At 62.2% G+C, this 25,005-nt stretch carries 22 protein-coding genes and 4 tRNA genes; 10 read left to right on the forward strand and 16 right to left on the reverse strand.

The window, feature by feature from the left end; translation table 11 throughout:
• Window positions 1-814 precede the first annotated feature (814 nt).
• From D3880_RS12205 to D3880_RS12215, 3 genes are all read right to left on the reverse strand, one after another.
• Complete coding sequence (locus D3880_RS12205; RefSeq protein WP_119893699.1) at window positions 815-3,175, reverse strand: DNA polymerase II; 2,361 nt, start codon at window positions 3,173-3,175, stop codon at window positions 815-817.
• A 280-nt stretch (window positions 3,176-3,455) separates the two neighbouring features.
• Entirely contained in the window at window positions 3,456-3,953 is a 498-nt protein-coding gene (locus D3880_RS12210) for a VOC family protein (protein ID WP_119893700.1), read from the reverse strand.
• Between the two features lie 315 nt (window positions 3,954-4,268).
• The gene (locus D3880_RS12215; protein ID WP_218567574.1) at window positions 4,269-6,446 is read right to left on the reverse strand and encodes a TonB-dependent receptor; all 2,178 of its coding nucleotides are present in this window, start codon (window positions 6,444-6,446) and stop codon (window positions 4,269-4,271) included.
• 253 nt (window positions 6,447-6,699) lie between these two features.
• On the opposite strand from D3880_RS12215, the gene D3880_RS12220 reads away from it, so the two are divergent.
• Window positions 6,700-7,035 (forward strand): site-specific integrase, encoded by a 336-nt coding sequence (locus tag D3880_RS12220; protein ID WP_420800830.1) that lies wholly within the window; start codon window positions 6,700-6,702, stop codon window positions 7,033-7,035.
• 112 nt (window positions 7,036-7,147) lie between these two features.
• On the opposite strand, the gene D3880_RS12225 is transcribed toward D3880_RS12220, so the two are convergent.
• The 7 genes from D3880_RS12225 to D3880_RS12255 all read right to left on the reverse strand — a co-directional run bounded on the left by D3880_RS12225 (window position 7,148) and on the right by D3880_RS12255 (window position 10,956).
• A tRNA-Leu gene (locus tag D3880_RS12225) sits at window positions 7,148-7,234 on the reverse strand.
• A gap of 147 nt (window positions 7,235-7,381) precedes the next feature.
• A tRNA-Cys gene (locus D3880_RS12230) sits at window positions 7,382-7,455 on the reverse strand.
• Between the two features lie 44 nt (window positions 7,456-7,499).
• A tRNA-Gly gene (locus tag D3880_RS12235) sits at window positions 7,500-7,575 on the reverse strand.
• Between the two features lie 67 nt (window positions 7,576-7,642).
• Window positions 7,643-8,203 (reverse strand): CDP-diacylglycerol--glycerol-3-phosphate 3-phosphatidyltransferase, encoded by a 561-nt coding sequence (gene pgsA, locus D3880_RS12240; RefSeq protein ID WP_119893701.1) that lies wholly within the window; start codon window positions 8,201-8,203, stop codon window positions 7,643-7,645.
• A gap of 33 nt (window positions 8,204-8,236) precedes the next feature.
• Window positions 8,237-10,060, reverse strand: coding sequence for an excinuclease ABC subunit UvrC (gene uvrC, locus D3880_RS12245; protein ID WP_119893702.1), 1,824 nt, complete (start codon window positions 10,058-10,060; stop codon window positions 8,237-8,239).
• 1 nt (window position 10,061) lies between these two features.
• Window positions 10,062-10,706, reverse strand: coding sequence for a response regulator transcription factor GacA (gacA, locus tag D3880_RS12250; protein WP_119893703.1), 645 nt, complete (start codon window positions 10,704-10,706; stop codon window positions 10,062-10,064).
• Window positions 10,707-10,868: 162 nt separating this feature from the next.
• Window positions 10,869-10,956, reverse strand: a tRNA-Ser gene (locus tag D3880_RS12255).
• 134 nt (window positions 10,957-11,090) lie between these two features.
• Here D3880_RS12255 and D3880_RS12260 point away from each other — a divergent pair.
• From D3880_RS12260 to D3880_RS12290, 7 genes are all read left to right on the forward strand, one after another.
• Complete coding sequence (locus tag D3880_RS12260; RefSeq protein WP_119893704.1) at window positions 11,091-11,759, forward strand: Bax inhibitor-1/YccA family protein; 669 nt, start codon at window positions 11,091-11,093, stop codon at window positions 11,757-11,759.
• Window positions 11,760-11,870: 111 nt separating this feature from the next.
• Window positions 11,871-12,263: a sulfurtransferase complex subunit TusD gene (gene tusD, locus D3880_RS12265; RefSeq protein ID WP_119893705.1), complete on the forward strand. Its 393-nt coding sequence runs from the start codon at window positions 11,871-11,873 to the stop codon at window positions 12,261-12,263.
• Window positions 12,264-12,265: 2 nt separating this feature from the next.
• Window positions 12,266-12,625 carry a sulfurtransferase complex subunit TusC gene (tusC, locus tag D3880_RS12270; RefSeq protein ID WP_119893706.1) on the forward strand — a complete coding sequence of 120 codons (360 nt, stop codon included), beginning with the start codon at window positions 12,266-12,268 and terminating at the stop codon, window positions 12,623-12,625.
• Window positions 12,625-12,924 carry a sulfurtransferase complex subunit TusB gene (tusB, locus tag D3880_RS12275; RefSeq protein ID WP_119893707.1) on the forward strand — a complete coding sequence of 100 codons (300 nt, stop codon included), beginning with the start codon at window positions 12,625-12,627 and terminating at the stop codon, window positions 12,922-12,924. The genes tusC and tusB overlap by 1 nt, the downstream gene beginning before the upstream one ends.
• Complete coding sequence (locus tag D3880_RS12280; RefSeq protein WP_119893708.1) at window positions 12,921-13,256, forward strand: TusE/DsrC/DsvC family sulfur relay protein; 336 nt, start codon at window positions 12,921-12,923, stop codon at window positions 13,254-13,256. The genes tusB and D3880_RS12280 overlap by 4 nt, the downstream gene beginning before the upstream one ends.
• Window positions 13,253-14,251, forward strand: coding sequence for a glycosyl transferase family protein (locus tag D3880_RS12285; protein ID WP_119893709.1), 999 nt, complete (start codon window positions 13,253-13,255; stop codon window positions 14,249-14,251). The genes D3880_RS12280 and D3880_RS12285 overlap by 4 nt, the downstream gene beginning before the upstream one ends.
• An 88-nt stretch (window positions 14,252-14,339) precedes the next feature.
• Entirely contained in the window at window positions 14,340-15,338 is a 999-nt protein-coding gene (locus D3880_RS12290; protein ID WP_119893710.1) for a glutathione S-transferase family protein, read from the forward strand.
• Between the two features lie 42 nt (window positions 15,339-15,380).
• Here D3880_RS12290 and cysG read toward each other — a convergent pair whose 3' ends face one another.
• The 6 genes from cysG to ftsK form a co-directional block, all read right to left on the reverse strand.
• Window positions 15,381-16,766, reverse strand: coding sequence for a siroheme synthase CysG (cysG, locus tag D3880_RS12295; RefSeq protein WP_119893711.1), 1,386 nt, complete (start codon window positions 16,764-16,766; stop codon window positions 15,381-15,383).
• An 84-nt stretch (window positions 16,767-16,850) separates the two neighbouring features.
• On the reverse strand, window positions 16,851-18,131 hold the full coding sequence (serS, locus tag D3880_RS12300) for a serine--tRNA ligase (RefSeq protein ID WP_119893712.1): 1,281 nt from the start codon (window positions 18,129-18,131) through the stop codon (window positions 16,851-16,853).
• 15 nt (window positions 18,132-18,146) lie between these two features.
• Window positions 18,147-18,521 (reverse strand): fluoride efflux transporter CrcB, encoded by a 375-nt coding sequence (gene crcB, locus D3880_RS12305; RefSeq protein ID WP_119893713.1) that lies wholly within the window; start codon window positions 18,519-18,521, stop codon window positions 18,147-18,149.
• Window positions 18,518-19,843: a replication-associated recombination protein A gene (locus D3880_RS12310; RefSeq protein ID WP_119893714.1), complete on the reverse strand. Its 1,326-nt coding sequence runs from the start codon at window positions 19,841-19,843 to the stop codon at window positions 18,518-18,520. The genes crcB and D3880_RS12310 overlap by 4 nt, the downstream gene beginning before the upstream one ends.
• 19 nt (window positions 19,844-19,862) lie before the next feature.
• A complete protein-coding gene (gene lolA / locus D3880_RS12315; RefSeq protein ID WP_119893715.1) occupies window positions 19,863-20,489 on the reverse strand; it encodes an outer membrane lipoprotein periplasmic chaperone LolA in 627 nt (208 codons plus the stop codon).
• Between the two features lie 177 nt (window positions 20,490-20,666).
• The gene (gene ftsK, locus D3880_RS12320; RefSeq protein ID WP_162935049.1) at window positions 20,667-23,111 is read right to left on the reverse strand and encodes a DNA translocase FtsK; all 2,445 of its coding nucleotides are present in this window, start codon (window positions 23,109-23,111) and stop codon (window positions 20,667-20,669) included.
• A 170-nt stretch (window positions 23,112-23,281) separates the two neighbouring features.
• On the opposite strand from ftsK, the gene trxB reads away from it, so the two are divergent.
• Window positions 23,282-24,232, forward strand: a complete 951-nt coding sequence (gene trxB, locus D3880_RS12325; RefSeq protein ID WP_119893717.1) for a thioredoxin-disulfide reductase — start codon at window positions 23,282-23,284, stop codon at window positions 24,230-24,232.
• A 49-nt stretch (window positions 24,233-24,281) separates the two neighbouring features.
• A complete protein-coding gene (aat, locus tag D3880_RS12330) occupies window positions 24,282-24,962 on the forward strand; it encodes a leucyl/phenylalanyl-tRNA--protein transferase (protein ID WP_119893718.1) in 681 nt (226 codons plus the stop codon).
• Window positions 24,963-25,005 lie beyond the last annotated feature (43 nt).

Raw genomic sequence — 25,005 nt, forward strand, 5'->3', positions numbered from 1 at the left:
ACACGGGCAAAGCGCTGCTTGGGGAACAGCGCGAGGACCATAAAAAAGGCTCTGCCCCAGTTAGGTGTTGTAGCGCTTTGTAGGAACTCGCGGGCAGACGATCACAGCCGGACTACGCCGTACCGTAGGTTGGGTATCGCTACGCTCAACCCATCCTACCGATGCATTCCAGCGCCGGCGCCTGAGCTGGGTAGGCGCCAGGATTGCACGGCTAGCCTGTCCCGCCCAGCGGCTGACAGGAAGTTGTCTGCTCGGCCTATACAACACGTAACTGGGACATAGCCATAAAAAAGCCCGCGCAGGGCGGGCTTTGGGGTGGAGTTTAAGAGTAGGTGGCCGGTGCTGGTCTCCGGCTTACAAGGTTTATCAGGCATCTGACAGAAGAACACATGTTCTTCTGCTTCACACGGCAATTGGGGCCTGAATCTCTTGGCCGTGTACCCTTCGGAACGCGCCCCTCGTCTCCTTGCTATCCTGTTTGCGCATCAGTCTGCGTCTTCACCTACCATGTTCAATTTAGCAAAAGCCCGACGTGGCGGCCGGGCTTTTTTAGATCGTTTTCTTCATAGAAAAGAACGGCAAGTTAGAAGGACTGGCGCTCACTCGCTCACCAACCGTCAAGTGTGGGTTTTCAACTTTTTCATTCCATGACCTCGCATCCGCACCCCGCAGCCTCCCCCTCGATCAAGCCGTGTCCCTGTAGCATTTACTCGACGCTCTCAAGCCGGCCAGGAGCGGACAGACCATATGTCTACCAAACCAGGGGCGCTTCAGGCAGCCGCGCTTTGCGGCAGGATGCGCAATAGGGGCAGGCTCAGAATAAGCCGAGCTGCCTGTCGACCAGCGTGGTGAAGTCGTCGTGCACGAACGGCAGGATGGCGTCCGCCACCGGCTGCAGTTGGCGCGTGACGTAGTGGTCGTAGTCGATCGCCGTGCGTCGCGTCTCCAGAGGCTCAGGCCCCGCGACTGTCATCACGTAGCTGATCCAGCCGCCATTCTGGTACTGGAGCGGCCGGCCCTGCCGGTCGTTGTATGCATCAGCGATGCGCGCCGCGCGCACATGCGGCGGCACATTGCGCTGGTAGTCGTCCAGTTGGCGGCGCAGCCGCTTGCGATAGATCAGCAATTCATCGAGCTCCCCCGCCAGCGTCCGGCGTACATAGTCGCGCACATAGTCCTGGTAAGGTCTCCGGTTGAAGATGCGCTGGTAGAGCTCCTGCTGGAACTGTTGGGCCAGCGGTGACCAGTCGGTGCGTACCGTTTCCAGCCCCTTGAAGACCATCTCGTCGCTGCCGTCCGCGCGTGCGACAAGGCCGGCGTAGCGCTTCTTGCTGCCCTCCTCGGCGCCGCGAATGGTGGGCATCAGGAAGCGCAGAAAGTGCGTCTCGAACTGCAGCTCCAGCGCGCTTTCCAGGCCGTACTCATGCCGCAGGTGGTCACGCCACCACTGGTTGACATGCTGCACCAGCGCCCGCCCGATGCGCGCCGCATCGTCCTCGGCATGCGCACGCCCGAGCCAAACGAAGGTGGAGTCAGTGTCGCCATAGATCACCACATGGCCTTCAGCCTCGATCAGCTCGCGCGTCCTGTGCATGATCTCGTGGCCGCGCAGGGTGATGGATGACGCCAGGCGGGGATCGAAGAAGCGACAGCCGCTGGAGCCGAGCACGCCGTAGAAGGCGTTCATGATGATTTTCAGTGCCTGCGAGAGCGGCTTGTTGTGCTCGCGCTTGGCCGTTTCACGGCCTTCCGAAACCCGTGCCACGATGGCCGGAAGGCAATGCCGCGTACGCGAGAAGCGCGCACCGCGAAAGCCCGGCACCGACTCGCTGTCGTCGGGATACCGCATGCCCTCCACCAGCCCCAGCGGATCGATCAGGAAGGTGCGAATGATCGACGGATACAGGCTCTTGTAGTCGAGCACCAGCACGGAATCGTACAGGCCGGGCCGCGAATCCATGACGAAGCCGCCCGGGCTGGCCTCCGGCAGCCGCTCGCCGAGGTTGGGCGCGACGAAGCCCTGGCGATGCATCAGCGGCATGTAGAGGTGGGTGAAGGCCGCGACCGAGCCGCCGCTGCGGTCGGCGGGTAGACCCGTGACGGTGGCGCGTTCCAGCAGGAAGGTCAGCAGTTCGGTCTTGGCGAAGATCCGCGTCACCAGTTCGCAGTCCTTGAGGTTGTAGCGCGCCAGCGCGGGCTTGTCCTCGGCGAACATGCGGTCGATTTCGTCCATGCGCTGATAGGGGGTGTCGATGGACTTGCCTTCGCCGAGCAGCGTCTGCGCGACGTTTTCCAGGCTGAACGACGGAAAGCTCCAGGTCGCCGAGCGCAGCGCCTCGATACCGTCGATGATCAGTCGTCCGGCGGCTGCCGCGAAGTGGTGGTTGGTGTGGGTGCCGTGCGCGCGCCAACCCATCACGTCACCGTCACGCCCGAGCCGCAGCGGTACCTGCAGGCGCTGCGCGTGCTCGTGCAACACGCGCAGGTCGAACTGCACCAGGTTCCAACCGATGATCGCGTCGGGGTCATGTCGGGCGAGCCACTCGTTCAGTCGCTCGAGCAGTTGCGCCCGGGTTTCGCAGTAATCGAGCCGAAAATCGACCGCAGCGTCCTTGTTCGCCGGCCCAAGCATGTAGACCTGGCGCTCGCCACAGCCTTCGAGCGCGATGGAATACAGCTCACCATGGGCGGTGGTTTCGATGTCGAGGGAAACCAGCTTCAGGCGCGGGCGATAGTCCGGCGCGGGCTTCATCTGCGCATCGAGCAGCATGCCGCTGCCGTCCGGTGTGCCACCGAACCACACCGGTGCGGTAATGAAGCGTTCCATCAGATAGCGTTCCGGCGGGCGGATATCGGCCTCGAAGACATCAACACCCGCTTTCCGGAGCAGCTTGTCGATGCGCATCAACTGGCGGTGCTGCCGGCAATACAGGCCGAGCACGGGCCGGCGATGGAAATCGCACAGGCCCAACGGGCGAAGTTCGACGTCACGCTCGCCGCGCAGCAGCGACTCGGCCTGCTCGCGCTGTTCGGCGGGGATGAAGGCCACCGAGGGCTGGTAAGGCAGGCGGATATGCCGGGGACCGTGGTCGGTCGCCAGCCAGAACTCGACTTCGGTGCCAGCGGGCGTATCGCGCCAGTGCCGGGTCAGAACGAAGCCCTGCTGTAAATCCACCGCTGCAACCTCAAGAACCTATTTCACAGCGCGATTCTACTTGCCAATGTGAGAGTCCGCCTTGAGTCGTTTTGAAATGCTTGAGGCTGCGATAGTGGTCATCCTCTCTGCACATCCGTGGTCATGTCGAATGCAAATGACCGGTCAAGTGAAGGGCAATTTCGCCCTAAGGGTCGAGCACGGCTCGCATCGCGCCCCAGGCATCACTTAGCTGGCCCGCACGGCTCAACACCTAATTGGCACATAGCCCGGAAAAAACCGCCAAGGGCAAGCCTGCACCCTACCCGGCGTAAGCCTGCTGTAGCTTGCCAATGTCGAGCTTCTTCATTTTCAGCATGGCATTCATGGCTCTTTGCGAGCGGGCGGAATCGGCATCGCTGAGCATCTCGAGCAGCACGTTGGGAACAACCTGCCAGGAGACGCCGTACTTGTCCTTAAGCCAGCCGCACTGCTGGGCGTTCTCATCCCCGCCTGCCGAGAGCTTTTCCCAGTAGTAATCCACTTCGTCCTGGGTCGCGCAGTTGATCTGCAGCGAGACGGCCTCGTTGAAGGTGAATAGCGGGCCACCGTTCAGTGCGCTAAACGCCTGCCCATCCAGCTCAAAGGCCACGGCCATGACCGATCCTGGCGGTTTGCCGTGGATCTCCCGCCCCGCTTCGCCATAGCGGCTGATGCGCACGATCCTCGAATTCTTGAAGATGGCGGTATAGAACTCGGCCGCCTCTTCAGCTTGATCATCGAACCACAGGCATGGATTGATCTTTTGCGTCGGTTGCATGGCGTTTCTCCTCTGCGGGACCAGTCACGGTTGAGAGTGGTCGTGACTGTCAGATAGTCGTCTGCGCCGACCGCAGATCGACAGCACCCGAAAGAGGATGGATGTATTTTTCAGCACCGGGGCGCTTTTCAGCTTGCCTCTCCAATATCACCCGATCACCAGTCCACTGACTTCTACCTCGCTCCGGTGCTGCCGGTGGCAAGCATGAACGGCCGTGGCTGTGTGCGTGACCGACTCGCCACATGCTCGCGGGCTCGGCCTTAAAGCAAAACGCCCGGCATGACCGGGCGTTTTTTCGAAGCGCTGTGCTGCACATCAGAACCGGTAGTTGGCACTCACTTCCAGGGTCCGTGGTGCACCCGGGGTGATCAGGTCGACCGAGCCGTGGGCGGAGGCGTAGTACTCCTTGTCGGTCAGGTTGGTCAGCCGCAGGGCGGCGTCCCAGGTCGGTTCGTTGTACAGCAGGGCGGCGTCGAAGGTGGTATAGCCGGGCATCACCACGTTGTTGTCCAGCGCGGTGAAGCGCTCGTCGACGTAGTTGGCGCCCATGCCCAGCCGCCAGCGCGGGGCCAGGCTGCGAACCAGCCAGAGGTTGGCGCTGTTGCGCGGGGTGAGGGTCGGTGTCTGGCCTTCGTTGGGCACGCCGTTGGTCTTGCTGTTGGACTTGGTGATCTCGGCGTCTAGGTAGGCGTAGCCGCCGTAGACCTGCCACTTGTCGCTGAGCTGGCCGCTAACCGTGGCCTCGAAGCCGTCGGTGCGCTGCTCGCCGGCGAGCACCGTGAGGTTGGGGTTGGCCGGGTCAGCGGTCTTCATGTTGGTGCGCTCCAGGCGGAACACCGCGGCGGTCACCGACAGGCGGCTGTCCAGGAAGTCCCACTTGGCGCCCAGCTCGTAGTTGGTGGTCTCTTCCGGCTCCAGGTGCTGGTTGCTCGGCGCCAGGGCGAACACTTCGCCGGACGGCTGGTAGCCGCGGCTCACCGACACGTAGTAGGACTGCACCTGGTCCGGCTGGTAGACCAGGCCGGCGCGCGGGCTCCAGGTCTTGTCGGTGCGGTCGAGGTCGACATTCTGCACGCGCTCGTCGTCGTACTCCTGGCCGAAGATGTCGTAGCGCACGCCGAGCAGGGCCTTCCACTGCGGGGCCAGCTCGACCAGGTCCTGTACGTAGAAGCCGGCGGTGTCCTGCAGGTTGGTGCCTACGGTGCGTGGTCCGACGGCGTGCTCCGGCACCGGCACCAGGCCGTCGCGGAACACCGGCACTTGGGCCACGTTGTTCTGGTTGACGGACCGCTGGTGCTTGTCCTGGTGGCCCAGCTCCACGCCGTAGAGCAGGTTGTGCGCCATGCCGGCGAGCTGCGCCTGCTGCTTGAGCTCGGTCTGGTTAAACACGCCATATTCGTCGCGGGCCACGTTGCCGCGGTTGAGCTTGACCAGCAGCTCACCGTTCGGCGCGGTGACGAAGCGGGTCGCGCTGGAGTCGGCCAGGGTGTTGTTGCGGTCCAGATCGTAGTGGTAGTAGCGGGTGGCGTTGGTCAGGGTCAGATCGTCACTGATCCGGTAGTCGACGCCGGCGGTGAAGGTGAACACCTCGCTGCGCGCGTAGTCCTGGTCCGGGTCGCCGGAGCCGAAGCGCGTCTCGCGGTCGACGTCCACCGGGCGGTTGCCGACCGCCGATGCGGGCAGGCGGGCCGCTGCCGGCTGGTAGGCGGCGAGCTGGCCGGGGATGCCGAAGTCGATCAGCCGCTTGTCGTACAGGTAAGTGGCGCCGAGGTTCAGCTCGAGGTCGTCGGACAGGCGGAAGTAGGCCGAGGGCGCCAGGGCCTTGCGGTCGATGTAGCCGTCGTCGCGGAAGGTGTCGCTGTCCTCGAAGGCGCCGGTGACGCGGAACGCCTTGTCGCGCTGCTGGTCGTCAGCCCAGCCGGCATCGAACTGGGTGCGGCGCTGGCCTTCGCTGTCGAAGCTGACGCCGACCTCTTGGCGCGGGGCGAAGGTGGGCTTCTTGCTGACGTTGTTGATCAGTCCGCCGGACGAGCCGCGGCCGTAGAGCACGGCGGCCGGGCCCTTGATCACCTCGACCCGCTCGATGTTGGACAGGTCGCGGAAGTACAGGGCGTCGTCGCGCATGCCGTCGACGAAGATGTCGCCGATGGCGCTGAAGCCGCGGATGGTGACCTGGTCGCGCTGGCCGTCGCCGTTGGACAGGCCGACGCCGGGCACGTTCTTCAGCACGTCTTCCAGCGACTGTGCGCCCTGGTCCTTGATCACGCTCTGCGGCACCACGTTGACCGTCTGCGGGATGTCGCGCAGCGGCGCGTCGATCTTCAGCGCGCTCTTGCTTTCGGTGGGCATGTAGCTTTGTTCTTCATATGCGCTGGTAACCGCAGTTGCCGGTATAGCCAAAGCTTCCTTGTTAGTTTCCGCCTGCACCGCTGGTATGACCAAAACACCCAGCATCGACAGCGATGCCGGGTTAATGCGCAATAAAGCCACCATAAGCCCCTTATTATGAGTAAAGAGACAAATGATAACGTTTCTGATTCGTGAATAAAACGTTTCGACTCAGATATTTGCCGTTTCCCAATGCCCCGGCAATAACGCCTCTCCTAAACGGCCGCCGGCACTCTGAGCAAACTGGCGCCGGTGCTGCTGGTGTCTGGGTTGGACCTCGCCTAAACCGGCGTGCAGACCGCCGGCGCAGGTGCCCAAGGGTGCCGCAGTTCAGCGTGGCGAGGTTCTCGGGGCTGCCATGGACGAGCGTGATATCCGGGACGAACACCTGCTCGTCAAGCAGGCCAAGGCAGGGATGAAACGGCAGATTGAGATCATGGGGAGTTTCGAGGAAGGCAGGCCACAAGGGTCGCTCAACGCGCCTGGCGATAGCCGAAGATGGATCGCCGATGTCGATCGCAATGCTGCGTGGCCGTTTCGACAAGGCCAGACAGGTCGCCAGATACCCAAGGCAGACTTCCAGTTCCGCGCCCTGCGCGCGAAAGCCAGTACCGACAAGGCCGAATCGAGCGGCGATATCCTGCAGGCTCGGGATCAGCTAGGTCACACCACAGTGGTGATGACCGAGCAGTAAATCCGCGAGAGGAAGGGTAAGAAAATCACTCTGACCCGCTGAGTTGCGGACCAAAGCCAGAATTGCGGACCATCGCCGGAAGGCGTTGAATTGTTGAAACTCGCATAAATAGTGGTGCCCGAAGCCGGACTCGAACCGGCATGACCTTTCGATCGAGAGATTTTAAGTCTCCTGCGTCTACCGATTTCGCCATTCGGGCAGTAGCGCGATACATCGCTGAAGTGAAACAGCCTTCGCTCGATGAGCGCAGGAATATATACAGCCAGAGCCTCTAGGTGCAAGTTTCTAGCGCCGTCCAGACAAACAAAAAGCCCCGTAAATCAATGATCTACGGGGCTCTCTATAATGGAGGCCGATGTCGGAATCGAACCGGCGTACACGGATTTGCAATCCGCTGCATGACCACTCTGCCAACCGGCCTCAAAACGAAGACGCCGCAATCTGCGGCGCCAACGTCAACAAATTGGAGCGGGAAACGAGACTCGAACTCGCGACCCCGACCTTGGCAAGGTCGTGCTCTACCAACTGAGCTATTCCCGCATGTCTTGGTGACGGGCGCCATTCTATAGAATCCAAACGCCTCGTCAACCCTTTGATTCAAAAAAGCTTATTTCTTTTCAACCGATGTGCTGAGGTGCGGCCAGGCGGCTAACAGGTATTGCAGCATGGACCATAAGGTCAGCCCGGCGGCGATGATCAGCAGCACATAACCCGACAGCACCCAGGCGTTCATTACCGCCGGATTAGCCAGCAGGATCACCAGGGCCAGCATCTGCGCAGCGGTTTTCCATTTACCCAGATTGGAGACGGCGACATGGGCACGGGCCCCCAACTCGGCCATCCACTCACGCAAAGCGGAAATGACAATCTCGCGGCCGATGATGATGGCTGCCGGCAAGGTCAGCCAGAAATTGGCATGTTCCTCGACCAACAGAACCAGCGCTACCGCCACCATCAGCTTGTCCGCCACCGGGTCGAGGAAGGCACCGAACGGCGTGCTCTGCTCCAGGCGGCGGGCCAAATAGCCATCGAGCCAGTCGGTGAACGCAGCCAAGCCGAACACTGCACTGGCCGCCAGATGGCTCCAAGGGAACGGTAAATAGAACAGTAGGATGAAGATGGGGATCAGCAGGACGCGCAGTACGGTTATTAGATTTGGGATATTCATCGGCACGATTAGGCTGCGAGGTGTGCGGGCATTCTACTCGCTGTGCAGAGCGGCATAAATCGACTCTGCCAGCTTTTTACTGATGCCCGGTGCTTTGGCGATTTCTTCCATGCTAGCGCGCATCAATTCCTGCAACCCGCCGAAATGGTTGAGCAGTTCGCGGCGCCGCTTGGGCCCGACTCCGGCGACCTGCTCGAGACTTGAGGTCGTGCGTGCCTTGCCGCGTCGCGCGCGGTGGCCGGTAATGGCAAAACGGTGGGACTCATCGCGGATCTGCTGAATCAGATGCAGCGCCGGCGAGTGGCCCGGCAACGTGAACTCATGGGCGGCATCATTCAGATAAAGGGTTTCCAGGCCCGGCTTGCGCGTCACTCCCTTGGCCACCCCCAGCAGGATCAGTTCCGGCACCGCGAGCTCCTGCAGCACTTCTTGCGCCATCGCCAATTGGCCTTTGCCGCCATCCACCAGCAGGATGTCCGGTAACTTGCCCTCGCCGTCCTTGATCTTGCTGAACCGTCGAGCCAGCGCCTGGCGCATGGCCGCGTAGTCGTCGCCAGCCGTCACACCTTCGATGTTGTAGCGGCGGTAGTCGGACTTGAGCGGGCCTTCGGGACCGAACACCACGCAGGAGGCCACGGTCGCCTCGCCACTGGAATGGCTGATGTCGAAACACTCCAGGCGCTGCGGTGGCTCGTCCAGATCCAGCGCTTCGGCCAAGGCATCGAAACGTGCAGCCAGATGCTGCCGATTGGCCAGACGCGCAGCCAATGCCTGCTCGGCGTTGGTGACGGCCAGTTGTTGCCAGCGCGCCCGCGTACCTCGTACACGGTGTCTGATACTCAACTCGGCGCCGCGCAACTCGTGAATGGCGTCGATCAGGGCCGGGAAGTCTTCGTGCGCGACGTTGACGATCAGCTCGCCCGGCAGGTCGCGCTCATGGCTGCTCAGGTAATACTGGGCCAGGAAGGCCGCCAGCACCTCGTCGACCTCCTCTTCGATCGCCACCTGGGGAAAGAAATTCTTGCTGCCCAGCACCCGACCGCCACGCACGCTAATCAGATGCACACAGGCGCCACCGGGGCTGACCGTCGCGGCGACCACATCAACGTCGCCGGTACCGCCTTCCATGCTTTGCTGATCCTGTACTCGCCGCAGCAAGGCGATCTGATCGCGCAGCTCGGCGGCTCGCTCGAAATCGAGGCTCTGCGCGGCCCGCTCCATGGCTGTCGACAGCTCTTCACTGAGGGCATTGCTGCGCCCCTCGAGGAACATCACCGAGTGACGCACATCCTCGGCATATTCCGCCGGCTCGACCAGGCCCACACATGGGCCTTTGCAGCGTTTGATCTGGTATTGCAGGCAGGGCCGGGTGCGGTTCTTGAAATAGCTGTCCTCGCATTGGCGCACCAGAAACGCCTTCTGCAGCAGGCTGAGACTTTCCCGAATTGCACCCGCGCTGGGATAAGGCCCGAAATACCGGCCCTTTTGCTTCTTCGCCCCGCGATGAATGCCCAGACGGGGATAGTCGCCATCGGAGAGAAACACGTAGGGATAAGACTTATCGTCCCGCAACAGGATGTTGTAGGGCGGCCGCCATTCCTTGATCAGCGTCTGCTCGAGCAGCAACGCTTCGGTTTCGTTGGCGGTGATGGTCGTCTCGACCTGGGAAATCTTGCCAACCAGTGCGGCGGTCTTGGGCGCCAAACCAGTCTTGCGGAAATAGCTGGCCAGGCGTTTCTTCAGGTTCTTGGCTTTGCCGACATAGAGCAGTTTGCCGCCCAGATCGAACATGCGGTAAACGCCGGGACGGCTACTGCATGTGGCGATGAAGACACTGGAATCGAAGGAGTCGACCATCTCAGCTGGTGGCGTCGACCATGCCGTGGCGCACTGCGAGCAGCGCAAGCTCCACATCGCTGGTGATCGCCAGCTTCTCGAAAATGCGATAGCGGTAAGTGTTCACCGTTTTCGGCGACAAGCAAAGCTTGTCAGAAATGCTCTGTACCTTCTGGCAGTCGGCGATCATCAGCGCGATCTGGATTTCCCGCTCGGAGAGCAAGTCAAAAGGCGAGCCATTGCTCTGCGGCTGGAATGGTTTCAACGCCAGTTGCTGAGCGATCTGGGGGCTGATGAAGCGCTGACCGGCGAACACCAGGCGAATGGCCTGGACCATCTCTTCCAGCGCCGCGCCCTTGGTCAAATAACCGGCGGCCCCGGCCTGCAGCAGGCGAGTGGGAAATGGATCGTCCTCACAGGCGGTGACGGCGATGACCTTGAGGTCCGGATGGCTGCGCAGCAGTTTGCGGGTTGCTTCCAGGCCGCCGATGCCAGGCATCTTGATGTCCATCAGCACCACATCTGGCTTGAGCTCACGGGCTTTCTTCAGGGCTTCCTCGCCGCAATCAGCCTGGCCAATGACTTGCAGGCCATCGATGTCGGCAAGCATGCGCGTGATGCCGGTACGAACCAGATCGTGGTCATCGACCACTAGGACCCTAATCAAACGACACCTCTTCGCAGGTCAAAGCCGCTCCCTGCAGCGGTCTTATTGGTTGTCGGCCACCTTATCAAAAACTCAAGGCCGCACCTAGCTTGACGAATGAAAGTCAAACTGCAAGCGCCAAAGTTCAGGCTTTCGGGGAGAGATCGGAGATCAGGAAGAGGATGGCGGAAGCGGTGAGATTCGAACTCACGGACCTGTTACAGTCGACGGTTTTCAAGACCGTTGCCTTAAACCACTCGGCCACACTTCCGCATAAGCGCGGGGCCGCAATATTACCGGAACGAAATACACTGTCAAACTCTCAACATTCGCAGCGCCAGAGCCTCTGTTATGCTTTCAGACGACTGCGGTCACGGAACCCTTAGCCCGAGTAGGAGTGTTGCCATGCACGAACAAGATTACGCCCTCAACCATACGCAGGTTGCGCAGCTCGAAGTCAGCCGCGTGCTGCGCAACACCTACGGCCTGCTGGCCCTGACCCTGGCGTTCAGCGGTGTGATGGCTTACGTCGCGCAGCAGATGAATGTTCGCCACATCAATATTTTCGTATTGCTGGCGGGCTTCTATGGCCTGTTCTTCCTGACCACCAAGCTGCGCAACTCGGCCTGGGGTCTGCTGAGCACCTTCGCCCTGACCGGCTTCATGGGCTTCACTCTCGGACCGATCCTCAACCGCTACTTGGGTATGCAAGGCGGTGCCGAAGTCGTCAGTTCGGCCTTCGCCATGACCGCCCTGGTCTTCTGCGGCCTGTCAGCCTATGTGCTGACTACCCGCAAGGACATGAGCTTTCTCAGCGGCTTTATCACCGCCGGCTTCTTCGTCCTGCTCGGCGCGGTGCTGGTCAGCCTGTTCTTCCAGATCAGCGGCCTGCAACTGGCGATCAGCGCCGGTTTCGTGCTGTTCTCCTCGGCGTGCATCCTGTTCCAGACCAGCGCGATCATTCACGGCGGCGAGCGCAACTACATCATGGCGACCATCAGCCTGTACGTGTCGATCTACAACCTGTTCGTCAGCCTGCTGCAGCTGTTCGGCATCATGGGTAGCGACGACTGATCTGTAATGCCTCGATCAAGCCCGCTTCGGCGGGCTTTTTCATGCCTGCCGCGAGCATCTTGGCCGTGCAGGCCGTATCATTTCGGCAGATTCAACCCGCGCAGGTAAGCCATGAAGTTCGCCATCGCCCTCTTCTCTCCGCCCCATGCCCCCTCTTCACGGCGCGCCCTGCGTTTCGCCCAGTCTGTGCTCGCCGGTGGCCACGAGATTGTGCGGCTGTTCTTCTATCAGGATGGGGTGCACAGCGCGTCGGCCAACGTCGTCGCGCCACAGGATGAGCTGGATAGCGCGGCCGAGTGGACGGCCTTCGTCCGCGAACAGCAACTCGACGGCGTGGTCTGCATCGCCGCGGCCCTGCGCCGCGGCATTCTGAATGAAGAAGAAGCACGACGTTATGAGCGTGCCGCCGCGAATTTGGCCCAGCCGTGGGAACTGTCCGGCCTGGGACAGTTGCATGAGGCGACACAGGTCGCCGACCGCCTGATTTGTTTCGGAGGGGCGTGAAGATGGCCAAGTCGCTACTGATCATCACGCGCCAGGCGCCTTGGGCAGGGCCCAGCGCTCGCGAAGCACTGGATATTGCCCTGGCCGGCGGCGCCTTCGACCTGCCGATCGGCCTGTTGTTTCTCGATGACGGCGTGTTCCAACTGGTCCGCCATCAGCAATCCGCCGCGCTGCAGCAGAAAGACCTGACCGCCAACCTGCAGGCCCTGCCATTGTTCGGCATCGAGTCGCTGTACGCCTCCAGCCGCAGCCTGGATGAGCGCGGTCTGCACACCGAAGCACTGAGTCTGCCGGTGCAGAGCCTGGATGACACCGCGCTCAGCGCGCTTATCGACCAATACGACCAAGTGATCACCCTCTGATGGCCACCCTGCACATCCTTTCCCACTCGCCGTTCAGCGACAGCCGCCTGAGCAGCTGCCTGCGCCTGCTGGGCGCCCATGACGGCCTGCTCTTGAGCGGCGATGCCGTCTATGCCCTGCAGCCCGGTAGCGCGCAACGACAAGCGCTGGAGCTGATGCCTGACAGCATCGCTCTGTTCGCCCTCGATGAAGACCTGCAGGCTCGCGCCCTGCAAGCGCCAGCACGCCTGCAGGCGGTTGACTATGCCGCCTTCGTCGAGCTCTGTACCCGCTTCGATAAGGTCAATAGCTGGCTATGACTGCGCTCCAACTCGGCGACCGCAAGATCGCCCTGGACAAAGATGGCTACCTGGCCGACCTCAACGACTGGTCGCCCAGCGTGGCCGAAGCCTTGGCGGCGCAGGAAGAATTGGTGCTCAGCGACGCGCATTGGGAAATCCTCCAGCTGCTGCGCGCGTTTTATGCCGAATTCCAGCTCTCGCCGGCGACGCGACCGCTGATCAAATACGTCGCAATGAGGCTCGGTCCGGAGAAAGGCAACAGCCTCAACCTCAACCGCCTGTTCAAGGGCACTCCCGCCAAACTCGCCGCCAAGCTGGCAGGCCTGCCGAAACCGACTAATTGCCTATGAATCCGTCACCGCTCACTCTGGTCACGCCAAGCGAACATCCCTTCGCCCAGTTCGTCCGCATTCTCGGCAAGGGCAAGCGCGGCGCGCGTGACCTGACCCGTGAAGAAGCCCGCGAGGCCATGGGCATGCTGCTCGATGGCCAAGTCGAGGACACCCAGCTCGGCGCCTTTCTGATGCTGCTGCGCCACAAAGAGGAAAACGCCGAGGAGCTAGCCGGCTTCACCGAAGCGGTGCGCGAGCGCCTGAACGTACCGCCGATCGCGGTCGACCTCGACTGGCCGAGCTACGCCGGCAAGAAACGCCATTTGCCCTGGTATCTGCTCGCGGCCAAATGCCTGGCCGGCCAGGGCCTGCGCATTCTCTTGCACGGCGGCGGCGCGCATACCGCCGGGCGCATGTACAGCGAGCAGTTGTTGGAGATCCTGCAGATACCGCTATGTCGCGACTGGCCGACCGTGGCCCGGGCGTTGGATGAGCAGCGTCTAGCCTTCGCCCCGCTGATGGATTGGATGCCGCGCCTGCAGCGGATGATCGACCTGCGCAACACCCTCGGGCTGCGCTCGCCGATCCACTCGCTGGCACGTATCCTCAACCCACTCAAGGCGCGCTGCGGCCTGCAGAGCATCTTTCACCCCGGCTATCAGGAGCAGCACCGCGAAGCCAGCCGCCTGCTCGGTGATACCGCCATCGTCATCAAGGGCGAAGGCGGCGAAATCGAGATCAATCCGGATGCCCACAGCCATCTGTACGGCACGCAGGGCGGTGAAAGCTGGGACGAGGAATGGCCCGCGCTCTCGGCCTTGCGCCACGTTAAACCCGCACAGCTCGATCCCGCCCATTTGGCCGCGTTCTGGCGAGGCCAGGTGGAAGATGCTTATGGCTTACTGGCGGTCCAGGCGAGCATGGCGCTGGCCCTGCGCGGGCTGGGAACGCCGCGGGAACAGGCCTTGGTGCTTGCCGGTCAATATTGGCAGGCGCGGGATAAATCGATTTGATCGATTAAACCCCCACGAATATTCCACTATTCGTTCGGGCGGGCTGACATAGACTGGACTCCTTCCGAACGAAACCAGGAGCCGAATCATGGGCCTGCTGATCGAAGGGCACTGGCGCGACCAGTGGTACGACACCAAACGCGACGGCCGCTTTCGCCGTGAAGACGCCCAAAGGCGCAACTGGATCACCGCCGATGGCGCCCCCAGCCCCAGCGGGGTCGGCGGCTTTCGCGCCGAGGCCGGCCGCTACCACTTGTATGTCTCCTTCGCCTGTCCTTGGGCACACCGCACGCTGATCTTCCGCCAGCTCAAGGGGCTGGCGGACTTGATCGACGTGTCGGTGGTCAGCTGGCTGATGGACGAACAGGGCTGGACCTTCGACACTGCCCACGGCTCGACCGGCGATACCCTCGACGGCCTGACCTATCTGCACCAACGCTATACCGTCGACGACCCGCGCTATAGCGGGCGGGTCACCGTGCCGGTGCTGTGGGACAAGCAGCAGAACCGCATCGTCAACAACGAGTCGGCGGAAATCATCCGCATGCTCAACAGTGCGTTCGACGATCTGACCGACAATCGCCTGGATCTCTACCCCAAAGCGCTACGTGGGGAAATCGACACGCTCAACGCGCGCATCTATCCGGCGGTCAACAACGGCGTATACCGGGCCGGATTCGCCACCACACAGGATGCGTACGAGGAAGCCTTCCAGGCGCTATTCGATGAGTTGGAGTGGCTGGAGGCGCGCCTGGGCCAGCAGCGCTATCTGGCCGGCGAGCGCCTGACCGAAGCCGACTGGCGGCTGTTCACTACCCTCATCCGCTTCGATGCGGTGTACCACGGCCACTTCAAATGCAACCTGAAGCGCATCGCCGACTACCCGAACCTATCGAATTGGCTGCGCGAGCTGTATCAGTGGCCGGGCGTGGCGCAGACGGTGAACTTCGAGCACATCAAGCACCACTATTACGCCAGTCACCGCACCATCAACCCGACTGGCGTCGTGCCGCTCGGCCCGCAGCTGGACTTCAACCTGCCCCACGACCGGCAGCGGCTGGCCGGCAAGGGAATCGCCATCCGCTAGGCTGCCGCGAAGGCCTCGCGCCGTGGGTGCGCCGTGCTTTTTTCACTGCCGCCCCTCGAACCAAGCCAGCTTGTCGCGCAACTGCACTACTTCACCGACGATCACCAGGGTCGGTGCATGGACTTCATGCCGGGCAACCAGCTCGGGCAGATTGGCCAGGGTACCGGTGAACACCCGCTGCTTGGCCGTGGTGCCCTGTTGGATCAGTGCCGCCGGCGTGCTGCCGGCGCGCCCATGGCGGATCAGCTGCGCGCAGATCACCGGCAAACCGACCAGGCCCATGTAGAACACCAGGGTCTGCCTGGGCGCCGCCAGCTCCGTCCAAGGCAGATCGCAGCTGCCGTCCTTCAGATGGCCGGTGACAAAACGCACCGACTGGGCGTGATCGCGATGGGTCAGCGGAATCCCGGCGTAGGCCGCGCAACCACTGGCCGCGGTGATCCCCGGCACCACCTGGAAGGGAATGCCGTGTTCCGCCAACTCCTCGATCTCTTCGCCGCCACGGCCGAAGATGAACGGATCGCCGCCCTTCAGGCGCAGCACCCGCTTGCCCTGCTGGGCCAGGGCGACCAGCTGCTGGTTGATTTGCTCCTGCGGCAACGCATGGTCGGCGCGCTGCTTGCCGACATAGATGCGTTCGGCATCGCGCCGGCACAACTCAATAATTGCGGGCGAGACCAGCCGGTCGTAGAGCACCACATCGGCCTGCTGCATCAGGCGCAGCGCGCGAAAGGTCAGCAGGTCAGGATCGCCCGGGCCGGCGCCGACCAAATACACCTCGCCCAAGGCCTGCGGGGCAGCGCCGCTGAGTTTGCTTTCCAGCAGCTGCTGCGCCTTGGTCGTCCGGCCAGCCAGCACCTGCTCGGCGATCGGGCCCTGGAACACCTCCTCCCAGAACACCCGGCGCTGCTGCACATTGGGCAGCAAGGCTTTCACCTGGGTACGGAAGCGTTTGGCCAGGCCGGCCAGCTGGCCGTAGGCGGCGGGAATCCACGTCTCGATCTTCGCCCTGATCAGCCGCGCCAGCACCGGCGCATCGCCACCGCTGGAGACTGCAACTATCAGCGGCGAGCGATCGACAATCGCCGGAAAGATCACCGTGCACAACGCCGGCGCATCGACCACATTGACCGGCAGGCCGCGGGCCTTGGCATCCTCGGACACCTGCGCGTTCAGCGGCTGGTCATCGGTGGCGGCGATGACCAGCACGCAGCCGGCGAGATCGCTTTCGCGGTAACCGCGAACCCAGGTCTCGCCGCCCTTCTGCCCGACCAGCTCGGTCAGTTGCGCTTCGATTTCCGGCGCTACCACGCGCAGCTGCGCACCAGCATCGGCCAGCAGCCGCGCCTTGCGCAGCGCGACCTCGCCGCCGCCCACGACGAGCACGGTGCGCCCTTGCAGGTTGTGAAACAGCGGTAAGAAATCCATAGCGATGCCTAACTCGTTGGTCGTAGCGATCTCGTCGCCAGGGCAAGCAAAGGGGCAAATTGGCTCGCCCCTAGCTCAATGGCCTCAGCCGATGATCTCGATGCCGCCCATGTAGGGCTTGAGCACCTCAGGTACACGGATCGAACCATCGGCCTGCTGATAGTTTTCCAGCACGGCGACCAGGGTGCGCCCGACCGCCAGGCCCGAACCATTCAGCGTATGCACCAGCTCCGGCTTGCCGGTTTCCGGGTTACGCCAGCGCGCCTGCATACGGCGGGCCTGGAAGTCACCGCAGTTGGAGCAGGAAGAAATCTCGCGGTATTTGTCCTGGCTCGGCACCCAGACTTCCAGATCGTAGGTCTTGACTGCGCTAAAGCCCATATCGCCGGTGCACAGGGTCAGCACGCGGTAAGGCAGTTCGAGCAACTGCAGGACCTTCTCGGCGTTGCCGGCCAGGCTTTCCAAGGCCTCGAAGGACTTGCCCGGCTCGACGATCTGCACCATCTCTACCTTGTCGAACTGGTGTTGGCGGATCATGCCGCGGGTATCGCGACCGGAGGCACCGGCCTCGCTGCGAAAGCACGGCGTGTGTGCGACCAGCTTCAACGGCAGCTGCTTGGCATCGAGAATCTCGCCGGCGACGATGTTGGTCAGCGACACTTCGGCGGTCGGGATCAGGTAGAAGTCGGCCTCGCCTTCGCGGCTGATCTTGAACAAATCCTCCTCGAACTTCGGTAACTGGCCGGTGCCCTGCAACGCCGGAGCCTGCACCAGATAAGGCGTGTACGCCTCTTCGTAGCCGTGTTCGCGGGTGTGCAGGTCGATCATGAATTGCGCCAGGGCCCGGTGCAGACGGGCAATCGGTCCGCGCAGCAGGGCGAAACGGGCGCCGGAGAGCTTGGCGGCGGTCTCGAAGTCCAGCCAGCCGTGCTGCTCGCCGAGAGCAACGTGGTCCTGGATGGCGAAATCGAAGGTTCTCGGGGTACCCCAGCTGCGCACTTCGACGTTGTGGTCCTCGTCGTCGCCGACCGGCACCGATTCGTGCGGCAGGTTCGGCAGGCCCAGGAGAATGCCATCGAGTTCGGCCTGGATCGCATCCAGCTCCTGCTTGCCCTGGTGCAACTCGGTGGCCATGCGCTCGACATCGGCCATCAGCGGTGCGATGTCCTCGTCACGCGCCTTGGCCTGGCCGATGGATTTGGAGCGCGCATTGCGCTCGGCCTGCAATTGCTCGGTGCGGGTCTGCACGGCCTTGCGCTGCGCTTCCAGGCCGTCGATGCGGGCCACATCCAGTTGAAAACCACGGGTCGCCAGACGCTCGGCTACGGCCTGCAGTTCGCTGCGAATCAGTTTGGGATCGAGCATGTTGGTTCTCGTCTATCAGAGTTTTGCAAAAGTCAGGCCTGCCCAGGTCGCGAGCAGACTGCCCAACACGCTGGCCGCCGCATAGCCCAAGGCCAGCGGCGCCTGCCCACCTTCCAGCAGGCGCAGGGTGTCGAGCGAAAAGGAGGAAAAGGTCGTCAGCCCGCCCAGGAACCCGACCATCAACCCCGCCCGCACTTCGACGGGAACATCCGGGCGCATCAGGAACAGGCCGTACAGATAGCCGATCAGCAGGCAGCCGACGATATTGACCGCCACTGTAGCCAGATAAAAATGCTGCGGCCAATGGGTCGATACCCAGTTGCCCGTGGCGAAGCGCAGCAGAGTGCCGATCATGCCACCCGCGGCGACCGCGAGAATCAACGGCATTATGGTTTTCTCCGTTGCCGTGGGCTGGCGCGATCTTGCGCAACCAGGTGCTGCAGTTTGTCGCGAATCTTCAATTCCAGGCCGCGCGGTACCGGCTGGTAGTACTGCCGGGGCTCGAGCGCGTCGGGGAAGTAATCTTCACCCGCGGCATAGGCTTCCGGCTCGTCGTGGGCGTAGCGGTACTCGTCGCCGTAGCCGAGCTCCTTCATCAGCCGAGTCGGCGCATTACGCAGGTGCAGCGGCACTTCCAGCGAGCCATTTTCCGCCGCGTCACGCATCGCCGCCTTGAATGCCATGTAGACCGCATTGCTCTTCGGTGCACAGGCCAGATAGACGATGGCCTGCGCCACCGCCAACTCGCCCTCCGGGCTGCCAAGCCGTTCCTGAACATCCCAGGCCGCCAGGCACAGGCTCAAGGCGCGTGGATCGGCATTGCCGATGTCCTCGCTGGCCATGCGCACTACCCGGCGGGCGATATACAGCGGGTCGCAACCACCGTCGAGCATGCGTGCGAACCAGTACAGCGCTGCGTCTGGATTGGAGCCACGTACCGACTTGTGCAATGCGGAAATCTGGTCGTAGAACGCCTCGCCGCCCTTGTCGAAGCGCCGCCGGCTGTCGCCCAGCAGGTTCTGCAACAGCTCAGTGCCGATGGCTTCGCCGTCCTCGGCCAGATCGGCGGCATTCTCCAGCAGGTTGAGCAGACGCCGGCCATCGCCATCGGCCGCCCGCAGCAGGATCTGGAAGCTTTCTTCGGGCAGGCTCAACTGACGCTTGCCGAGCCCCTTGTCTTCAGTCAGAGCACGCTGCACCAACTTGCGCAGCGCCGCCTCGTCCAGGCTCTTCAGCACATAGACGCGCGCCCGCGAGAGCAGCGCATTGTTCAGCTCGAAGGACGGGTTCTCGGTGGTGGCGCCAATGAAAATCAGCGTGCCGTCTTCCACATAGGGCAGAAAGGCATCCTGCTGGGATTTATTGAAGCGGTGCACCTCGTCGACGAACAGGATGGTCCGCCGTCCGTATTGCGCGGCCTGCTGCTTGGCCATCTCCACCGACTGGCGGATTTCCTTGACGCCCGACAGCACTGCGGAAATCGTCTCGAAATGCGCGTCGGAAACCTGCGCCAGCAGCTTGGCCAGAGTGGTTTTGCCGACTCCCGGGGGGCCCCAGAAAATCATCGAGTGCAGCGCGCCCTGCTCCAGCGCCTCGCGCAAAGGCTTGCCCGGCGCCAGCAGATGTTCCTGGCCGACGTACTCGTCCAGACTGGCGGCCCTTAAGCGGGCTGCCAGCGGCTGGGCGATGGGTTCGGAGCGGAACAGGTCCATGGGCTACGCAGGCGACCTCTTATTCCTGGATGACGTCGGCGCCGGCCGGAATCTGGAAGTTGAACTGGCCGGCGTCGACCGTCGGATTCAACTTCACGCCGAAGAACAGGATATTGGTGCGCTGACCGACGCTGTCGATCAACTGCATGTCATTGATGACGCCCTTGCGAAACGACAGCCGCAGGGTGTCGAACAGGGTGTCCGTGGCTTTCGGCTTGAGGGTGAAATCAACCACATCCCCCGCCTCCTTGTAGCTGATTTCGAAGTTCTCGCTGATCTTCGAAACATCACCGGACAGCAGCAATGCCGGGGTATGGGTCAGACGCTGGTCGAGAGTCTGGATGGTCACCTGCTGCAGGTCCGGGTCGTACAGCCAGACCTTTTCACCATTGGAGACCAGCAGTTGCTCCATCGGCGCATCGGTGTGCCAGCGGAACAGGCCCGGGCGCTTGAGCGTCATGTCACCGGCGGTTTCCTGCAATTGCGTGCCGGAGCCATCCAAAGTCAACTGCGAGAAGCGCCCGCTGATGGTTTGGGCCTTGTTGAGCATTTCGGTCAGACGCTGGATGGCCGCCTGGTCAGCGGCCTGGGCGTGCACCGCAGCAATGCTTAATACGGCAATCAACAACATGCGGATCAGGCGCATGAAAGTCCTCTATCGGTATATCGGTATGTAGAACTGCTGAAAACGTCGCGAGGAACACCAGAGCAGGCGAAAACAGGCGCGGATGCAGAGTTTACAAGCAGTAAACGCGCAATACCCGTTTAACTCGCCCCACCGAGCCCCGGCGTTCCCGCCGCAGATGACCTGGCCCGACCTTGCTCAGTCGCGCATCGGCCCTGGCGCAATCACTTCGCGCGAGCCGTTAGTGTTCATGGAAGTCACCACCCCGGCCATCTCCATGGCCTCGATCATCCGTGCGGCGCGGTTATAGCCGATTTTCAGTTTGCGCTGCACCGCGGAAATCGAGGCACGACGGCTCTCGGTGACAAAGCGTACGGCCTCGTCGTAGAGCGGATCTTCCTCGCTGCCCTCACCGCCACCTTCACCACCGTCGAAACCGCCGCTGGGGCCCTCTTCGGCGCCCGCCAGGATATCCTCGATGTAATCCGGTGCCCCACGCAGCTTCCACGCCTCGACCACGCGATGGACCTCTTCGTCGGAAACGAAGGCGCCATGCACGCGGATCGGCAGACCGGTGCCGGGCGGCAGGTAGAGCATGTCGCCATGACCCAGCAACTGCTCGGCGCCGCCTTGATCGAGGATGGTGCGCGAGTCGATCTTGCTCGATACCTGGAAGGCCATCCGCGTCGGGATGTTGGCCTTGATCAGACCGGTGATCACGTCCACCGACGGCCGCTGGGTGGCGAGGATCAGATGAATGCCCGCCGCGCGCGCCTTCTGGGCGATGCGAGCGATCAGCTCTTCGACCTTTTTGCCGACGATCATCATCATGTCGGCGAATTCGTCGACGATCACCACGATGGTCGGTAAGGCCTTCAGCAGTGGCGCTTCGTCGTCCATGCTCTCGCGGCGGTACAACGGATCGGTCAGCGGCGTACCCGCCTCCTCCGCGTCCTTGACCTTGCGGTTGAAACCGGCCAGGTTGCGCACGCCCATGGCTGCCATCAATTTGTAGCGCCGCTCCATCTCGGCAACGCTCCAGCGCAGGGCGTTGGCGGCCTCCTTCATGTCGGTGACTACCGGGCAGAGCAGGTGCGGAATGCCTTCGTAAATCGACAGCTCGAGCATTTTCGGGTCGATCATGATCAGCCGCGCCTGCTCCGGCGTGGACTTGAACAGGATCGACAGGATCATCGCGTTGACCCCCACCGACTTACCGGAGCCGGTAGTGCCCGCGACCAGCAGGTGCGGCATCTTCGCTAGGTCGGCAGTGATCGGCCTACCGCCGATATCGTGGCCGAGGGCGATGGTCACCGGAGATTTGGCTTCATCGTACTCGCTGGACTCCAACACCTCGGAGAAACGCACGATCTGCCGGTCCTCGTTGGGGATCTCGATGCCGACCGTGGTCTTGCCGGGAATGACCTCGACCACGCGCACACTGATCACCGCCAGAGAACGCGCCAAGTCCTTCGCCAGGTTGGAAATACGGCTGACCTTGACCCCGGCCGCCGGCTGGATCTCGAAACGGGTGATCACCGGGCCGGGATGCACGGACTCGACGATGACTTCGACGCCGAACTCCTTGAGTTTGATTTCCAGGAGACGCGACATGGCCTCCAGCGATTCCGGCGAGAAGCTTTTTTGCTTTTTCTCAGCGCGATCAAGGATCGAAATCGGTGGCAAGGTGCCCTCTACCGCGCTATCGACGAACAGCGGCGCCTGCTTCTCTTTTTGCACACGCTTGCTCGGCTCTGCGGTTTTCACCGGTTCGGGCGGGGTGATCGTCACTGGCGCGCGCTTCTCGCGTTCGCTCATGTGCTTGCTCAGGGCCTCTTCGCGCTCGATCAAGCGCTCCTTGACCCGGGCCTGCTCGCGGCGGTCCGGTACTACGGGGGCGGCCACCTCACTGACACGGTTGTCCACCTCGCGCAGCTGCGCCACCAGCTGCTTGCGCTCGAGCCGGGCGCTCCACCAGCGGTTGACGGCATTCTGGATCAGTTCGGCCAGATCGAGGGTGATCTTGCCAGTCAGATCCATGACCTTGAACCAGGAGAGGTCGGTAAAGACGGTCAGGCCAAAGAGGAACAGCGCAATGAACAACAAGGTGCTGCCCTGCACATTGAGAGCAGCCACTGCCAGCTGGCCCAGGCTTTCTCCCAGCGCTCCGCCTGCCGAGGCCGGCATGCTTGAGCCGGAATGGAAATGGATAAAGGCCAGGGTCGCGCCGGAAAGTACCAGGAACACCAAGCCGATCAGGCGCCAGGAGAACAGCCAGCCACTCCACTGCCAGGGCTCATGGCGAGCGCGGAACACCTGCCAGGTCTTCACCCCCAGCAACAACGGGAACAGGTAAGCAAAATAGCCCAAGGCCATGAACAGGATATCGGCGAACCAAGCGCCGGCGCGCCCGGCGGCGTTCTGCACCTGCTCGACGTTGCTGGTATGAGTCCAACCGGGGTCGTTCTGGTCGTAGGTCAGTAACGCCATCCACAGATAGAGGCAAAGCGCACCTAGCGCAATCAGCGCCCCTTCCTTGAGCCGGTAGGGCAACTGCTGACGCCATACCGGGGCCTGAGTAGTTGTGCTCGAATTCTTCAAAACGCGTCGTTTCCTGCGCCCGTGGCGCGTCCAACAATCGATTGACAACAGAAATGCGGCCTATTGTACGGCTTTGCCTGCATCATGCCACGCCGTGGCCGTAGGGCTCTCGCTCCCACTCTGCTTCGGTGTAGCATAGTCGGCAGTTGCTTTCGCGCGGCTCAATTTGAGCATGCATTCTCTTTTGTGACAAAGGCTTATGAGGTGTTTTTATGAGTGAAGTCAAGCATTCGCGCCTGATCATTCTGGGCTCCGGCCCGGCCGGCTACAGTGCCGCCGTTTATGCCGCGCGCGCCAACCTCAAGCCCACGGTCATCACTGGCATCCAGCCTGGCGGGCAGCTCACCATCACCACCGAAGTAGACAACTGGCCAGGCGATGTCGAAGGCTTGACCGGCCCGGCCCTGATGGAACGCATGCAGAAACACGCCGAGCGCTTCGATACCGAGATTGTCTACGACCACATTCATACCGCCGAGTTGCAACAGCGCCCCTTCATCCTCAAAGGTGACAGCGGCACCTACAGCTGCGACGCACTGATCATCGCCACCGGTGCCTCAGCTCAGTACCTTGGCCTATCCTCGGAAGAAGCCTTCGCCGGCAAAGGCGTCTCGGCCTGCGCCACCTGCGACGGCTTCTTCTATCGCAATCAGGTCGTCTGCGTAGTTGGCGGCGGCAATACCGCCGTGGAAGAGGCTCTCTACTTGGCCAATATCGCCAAGGAAGTCCACTTGATTCACCGCCGCGACAAGCTGCGCTCGGAAAAAATCCTTCAAGACAAACTGTTCGAGAGAGCCGCCAACGGCAATATCCGCCTACATTGGAACCAAAACCTGGATGAAGTGCTCGGCGACGCCAGCGGCGTTACCGGCGCCCGCCTGAAACACAGTCAAACCGGCGAAACCAAGGAGCTTCAACTGTCCGGTGTATTTATTGCCATCGGCCACAAGCCCAATACCGACCTGTTCCAGGGCCAGCTGGAAATGCGCGACGGTTATCTATTGATCAAGGGCGGCAGCGAAGGCAATGCCACCGCTACCGCTATCGAAGGCGTGTTCGCCGCCGGCGACGTGGCCGATCACGTGTATCGTCAGGCCGTCACCTCGGCGGGTGCCGGCTGCATGGCCGCGCTCGACGCCGAAAAATACCTCGACGACCTCTGAGGCCGCAGGGCTGGTGTTGGACCCGCCCTACCCTTCTGCAGAGCCCGCCATGCTGACCTGGCTGCACCGCGACTCACTGGCCTTCCCCCCGCTCGAAAAGGCTCTCCGCGAGCCTAACGGGCTGCTCGCGGCCGGCGGCGATTTGAGTATCGAGCGCCTGATCCAGGCCTACCGGCACGGCTGCTTCCCCTGGTATCAGGAAGGTCAGCCGCTGCTCTGGTGGTCACCAGATCCACGCACCGTGCTATTTCCAGACGAACTGCATGTTTCCCGCAGTTTGCGCAAACTCATGCGCCAAGGGCATTTCGAAGTTACTTTCGATCGCGACTTTGCCGCTGTGATTCGTGCCTGCTCCGCGCCGCGCAGCTATGCCGACGGCACCTGGATCACCCTGCCAATGCAGGCAGCCTATCTGAAGCTGCATCAGCATGGTATCGCTCACTCGATCGAAGTCTGGCGGGAAGGCGAGCTGGTTGGCGGCCTGTATGGCCTGGCAATAGGGCAACTGTTCTTCGGCGAATCCATGTTCAGCCGAGTCGACAATGCCTCCAAAGTCGGCTTCGTCACCCTGGCCGAGCAATTACGGGACTGGGGATTCGCGCTGATCGACTGCCAGATGCCGACCCAGCATCTGCACAGCTTCGGCGCTCGCGCCATTCCCCGTGCGGAGTTTTCCGGCTATCTGGCACGGCATCTGGATCAGGTCAGCGCAGCCGACTGGCTCGCCTAGGCGAGTCCCGTAGGCTGGCATACACTTATTCAAGACTTACCCC

The sequence above is a fragment of the Pseudomonas cavernae genome (assembly GCF_003595175.1).
Lineage (GTDB): Bacteria > Pseudomonadota > Gammaproteobacteria > Pseudomonadales > Pseudomonadaceae > Aquipseudomonas > Aquipseudomonas cavernae.

What these genes read in the sequence shown, in the direction of transcription:
- D3880_RS12210 (WP_119893700.1), bottom strand. Translation starts at nt 3,953, where the DNA reads ATGCAACCGACGCAAAAGATCAATCCATGCCTGTGGTTCGATGATCAA.
- D3880_RS12215 (WP_218567574.1), bottom strand. Translation starts at nt 6,446, where the DNA reads ATGGTGGCTTTATTGCGCATTAACCCGGCATCGCTGTCGATGCTGGGT.
- D3880_RS12220 (WP_420800830.1), top strand. Translation starts at nt 6,700, where the DNA reads ATGGACGAGCGTGATATCCGGGACGAACACCTGCTCGTCAAGCAGGCC.
- pgsA (WP_119893701.1), bottom strand. Translation starts at nt 8,203, where the DNA reads ATGAATATCCCAAATCTAATAACCGTACTGCGCGTCCTGCTGATCCCC.
- uvrC (WP_119893702.1), bottom strand. Translation starts at nt 10,060, where the DNA reads ATGGTCGACTCCTTCGATTCCAGTGTCTTCATCGCCACATGCAGTAGC.
- D3880_RS12260 (WP_119893704.1), top strand. Translation starts at nt 11,091, where the DNA reads ATGCACGAACAAGATTACGCCCTCAACCATACGCAGGTTGCGCAGCTC.
- tusD (WP_119893705.1), top strand. Translation starts at nt 11,871, where the DNA reads ATGAAGTTCGCCATCGCCCTCTTCTCTCCGCCCCATGCCCCCTCTTCA.
- tusC (WP_119893706.1), top strand. Translation starts at nt 12,266, where the DNA reads ATGGCCAAGTCGCTACTGATCATCACGCGCCAGGCGCCTTGGGCAGGG.
- tusB (WP_119893707.1), top strand. Translation starts at nt 12,625, where the DNA reads ATGGCCACCCTGCACATCCTTTCCCACTCGCCGTTCAGCGACAGCCGC.
- D3880_RS12280 (WP_119893708.1), top strand. Translation starts at nt 12,921, where the DNA reads ATGACTGCGCTCCAACTCGGCGACCGCAAGATCGCCCTGGACAAAGAT.
- D3880_RS12285 (WP_119893709.1), top strand. Translation starts at nt 13,253, where the DNA reads ATGAATCCGTCACCGCTCACTCTGGTCACGCCAAGCGAACATCCCTTC.
- D3880_RS12290 (WP_119893710.1), top strand. Translation starts at nt 14,340, where the DNA reads ATGGGCCTGCTGATCGAAGGGCACTGGCGCGACCAGTGGTACGACACC.
- cysG (WP_119893711.1), bottom strand. Translation starts at nt 16,766, where the DNA reads ATGGATTTCTTACCGCTGTTTCACAACCTGCAAGGGCGCACCGTGCTC.
- serS (WP_119893712.1), bottom strand. Translation starts at nt 18,131, where the DNA reads ATGCTCGATCCCAAACTGATTCGCAGCGAACTGCAGGCCGTAGCCGAG.
- D3880_RS12310 (WP_119893714.1), bottom strand. Translation starts at nt 19,843, where the DNA reads ATGGACCTGTTCCGCTCCGAACCCATCGCCCAGCCGCTGGCAGCCCGC.
- lolA (WP_119893715.1), bottom strand. Translation starts at nt 20,489, where the DNA reads ATGCGCCTGATCCGCATGTTGTTGATTGCCGTATTAAGCATTGCTGCG.
- trxB (WP_119893717.1), top strand. Translation starts at nt 23,282, where the DNA reads ATGAGTGAAGTCAAGCATTCGCGCCTGATCATTCTGGGCTCCGGCCCG.
- aat (WP_119893718.1), top strand. Translation starts at nt 24,282, where the DNA reads ATGCTGACCTGGCTGCACCGCGACTCACTGGCCTTCCCCCCGCTCGAA.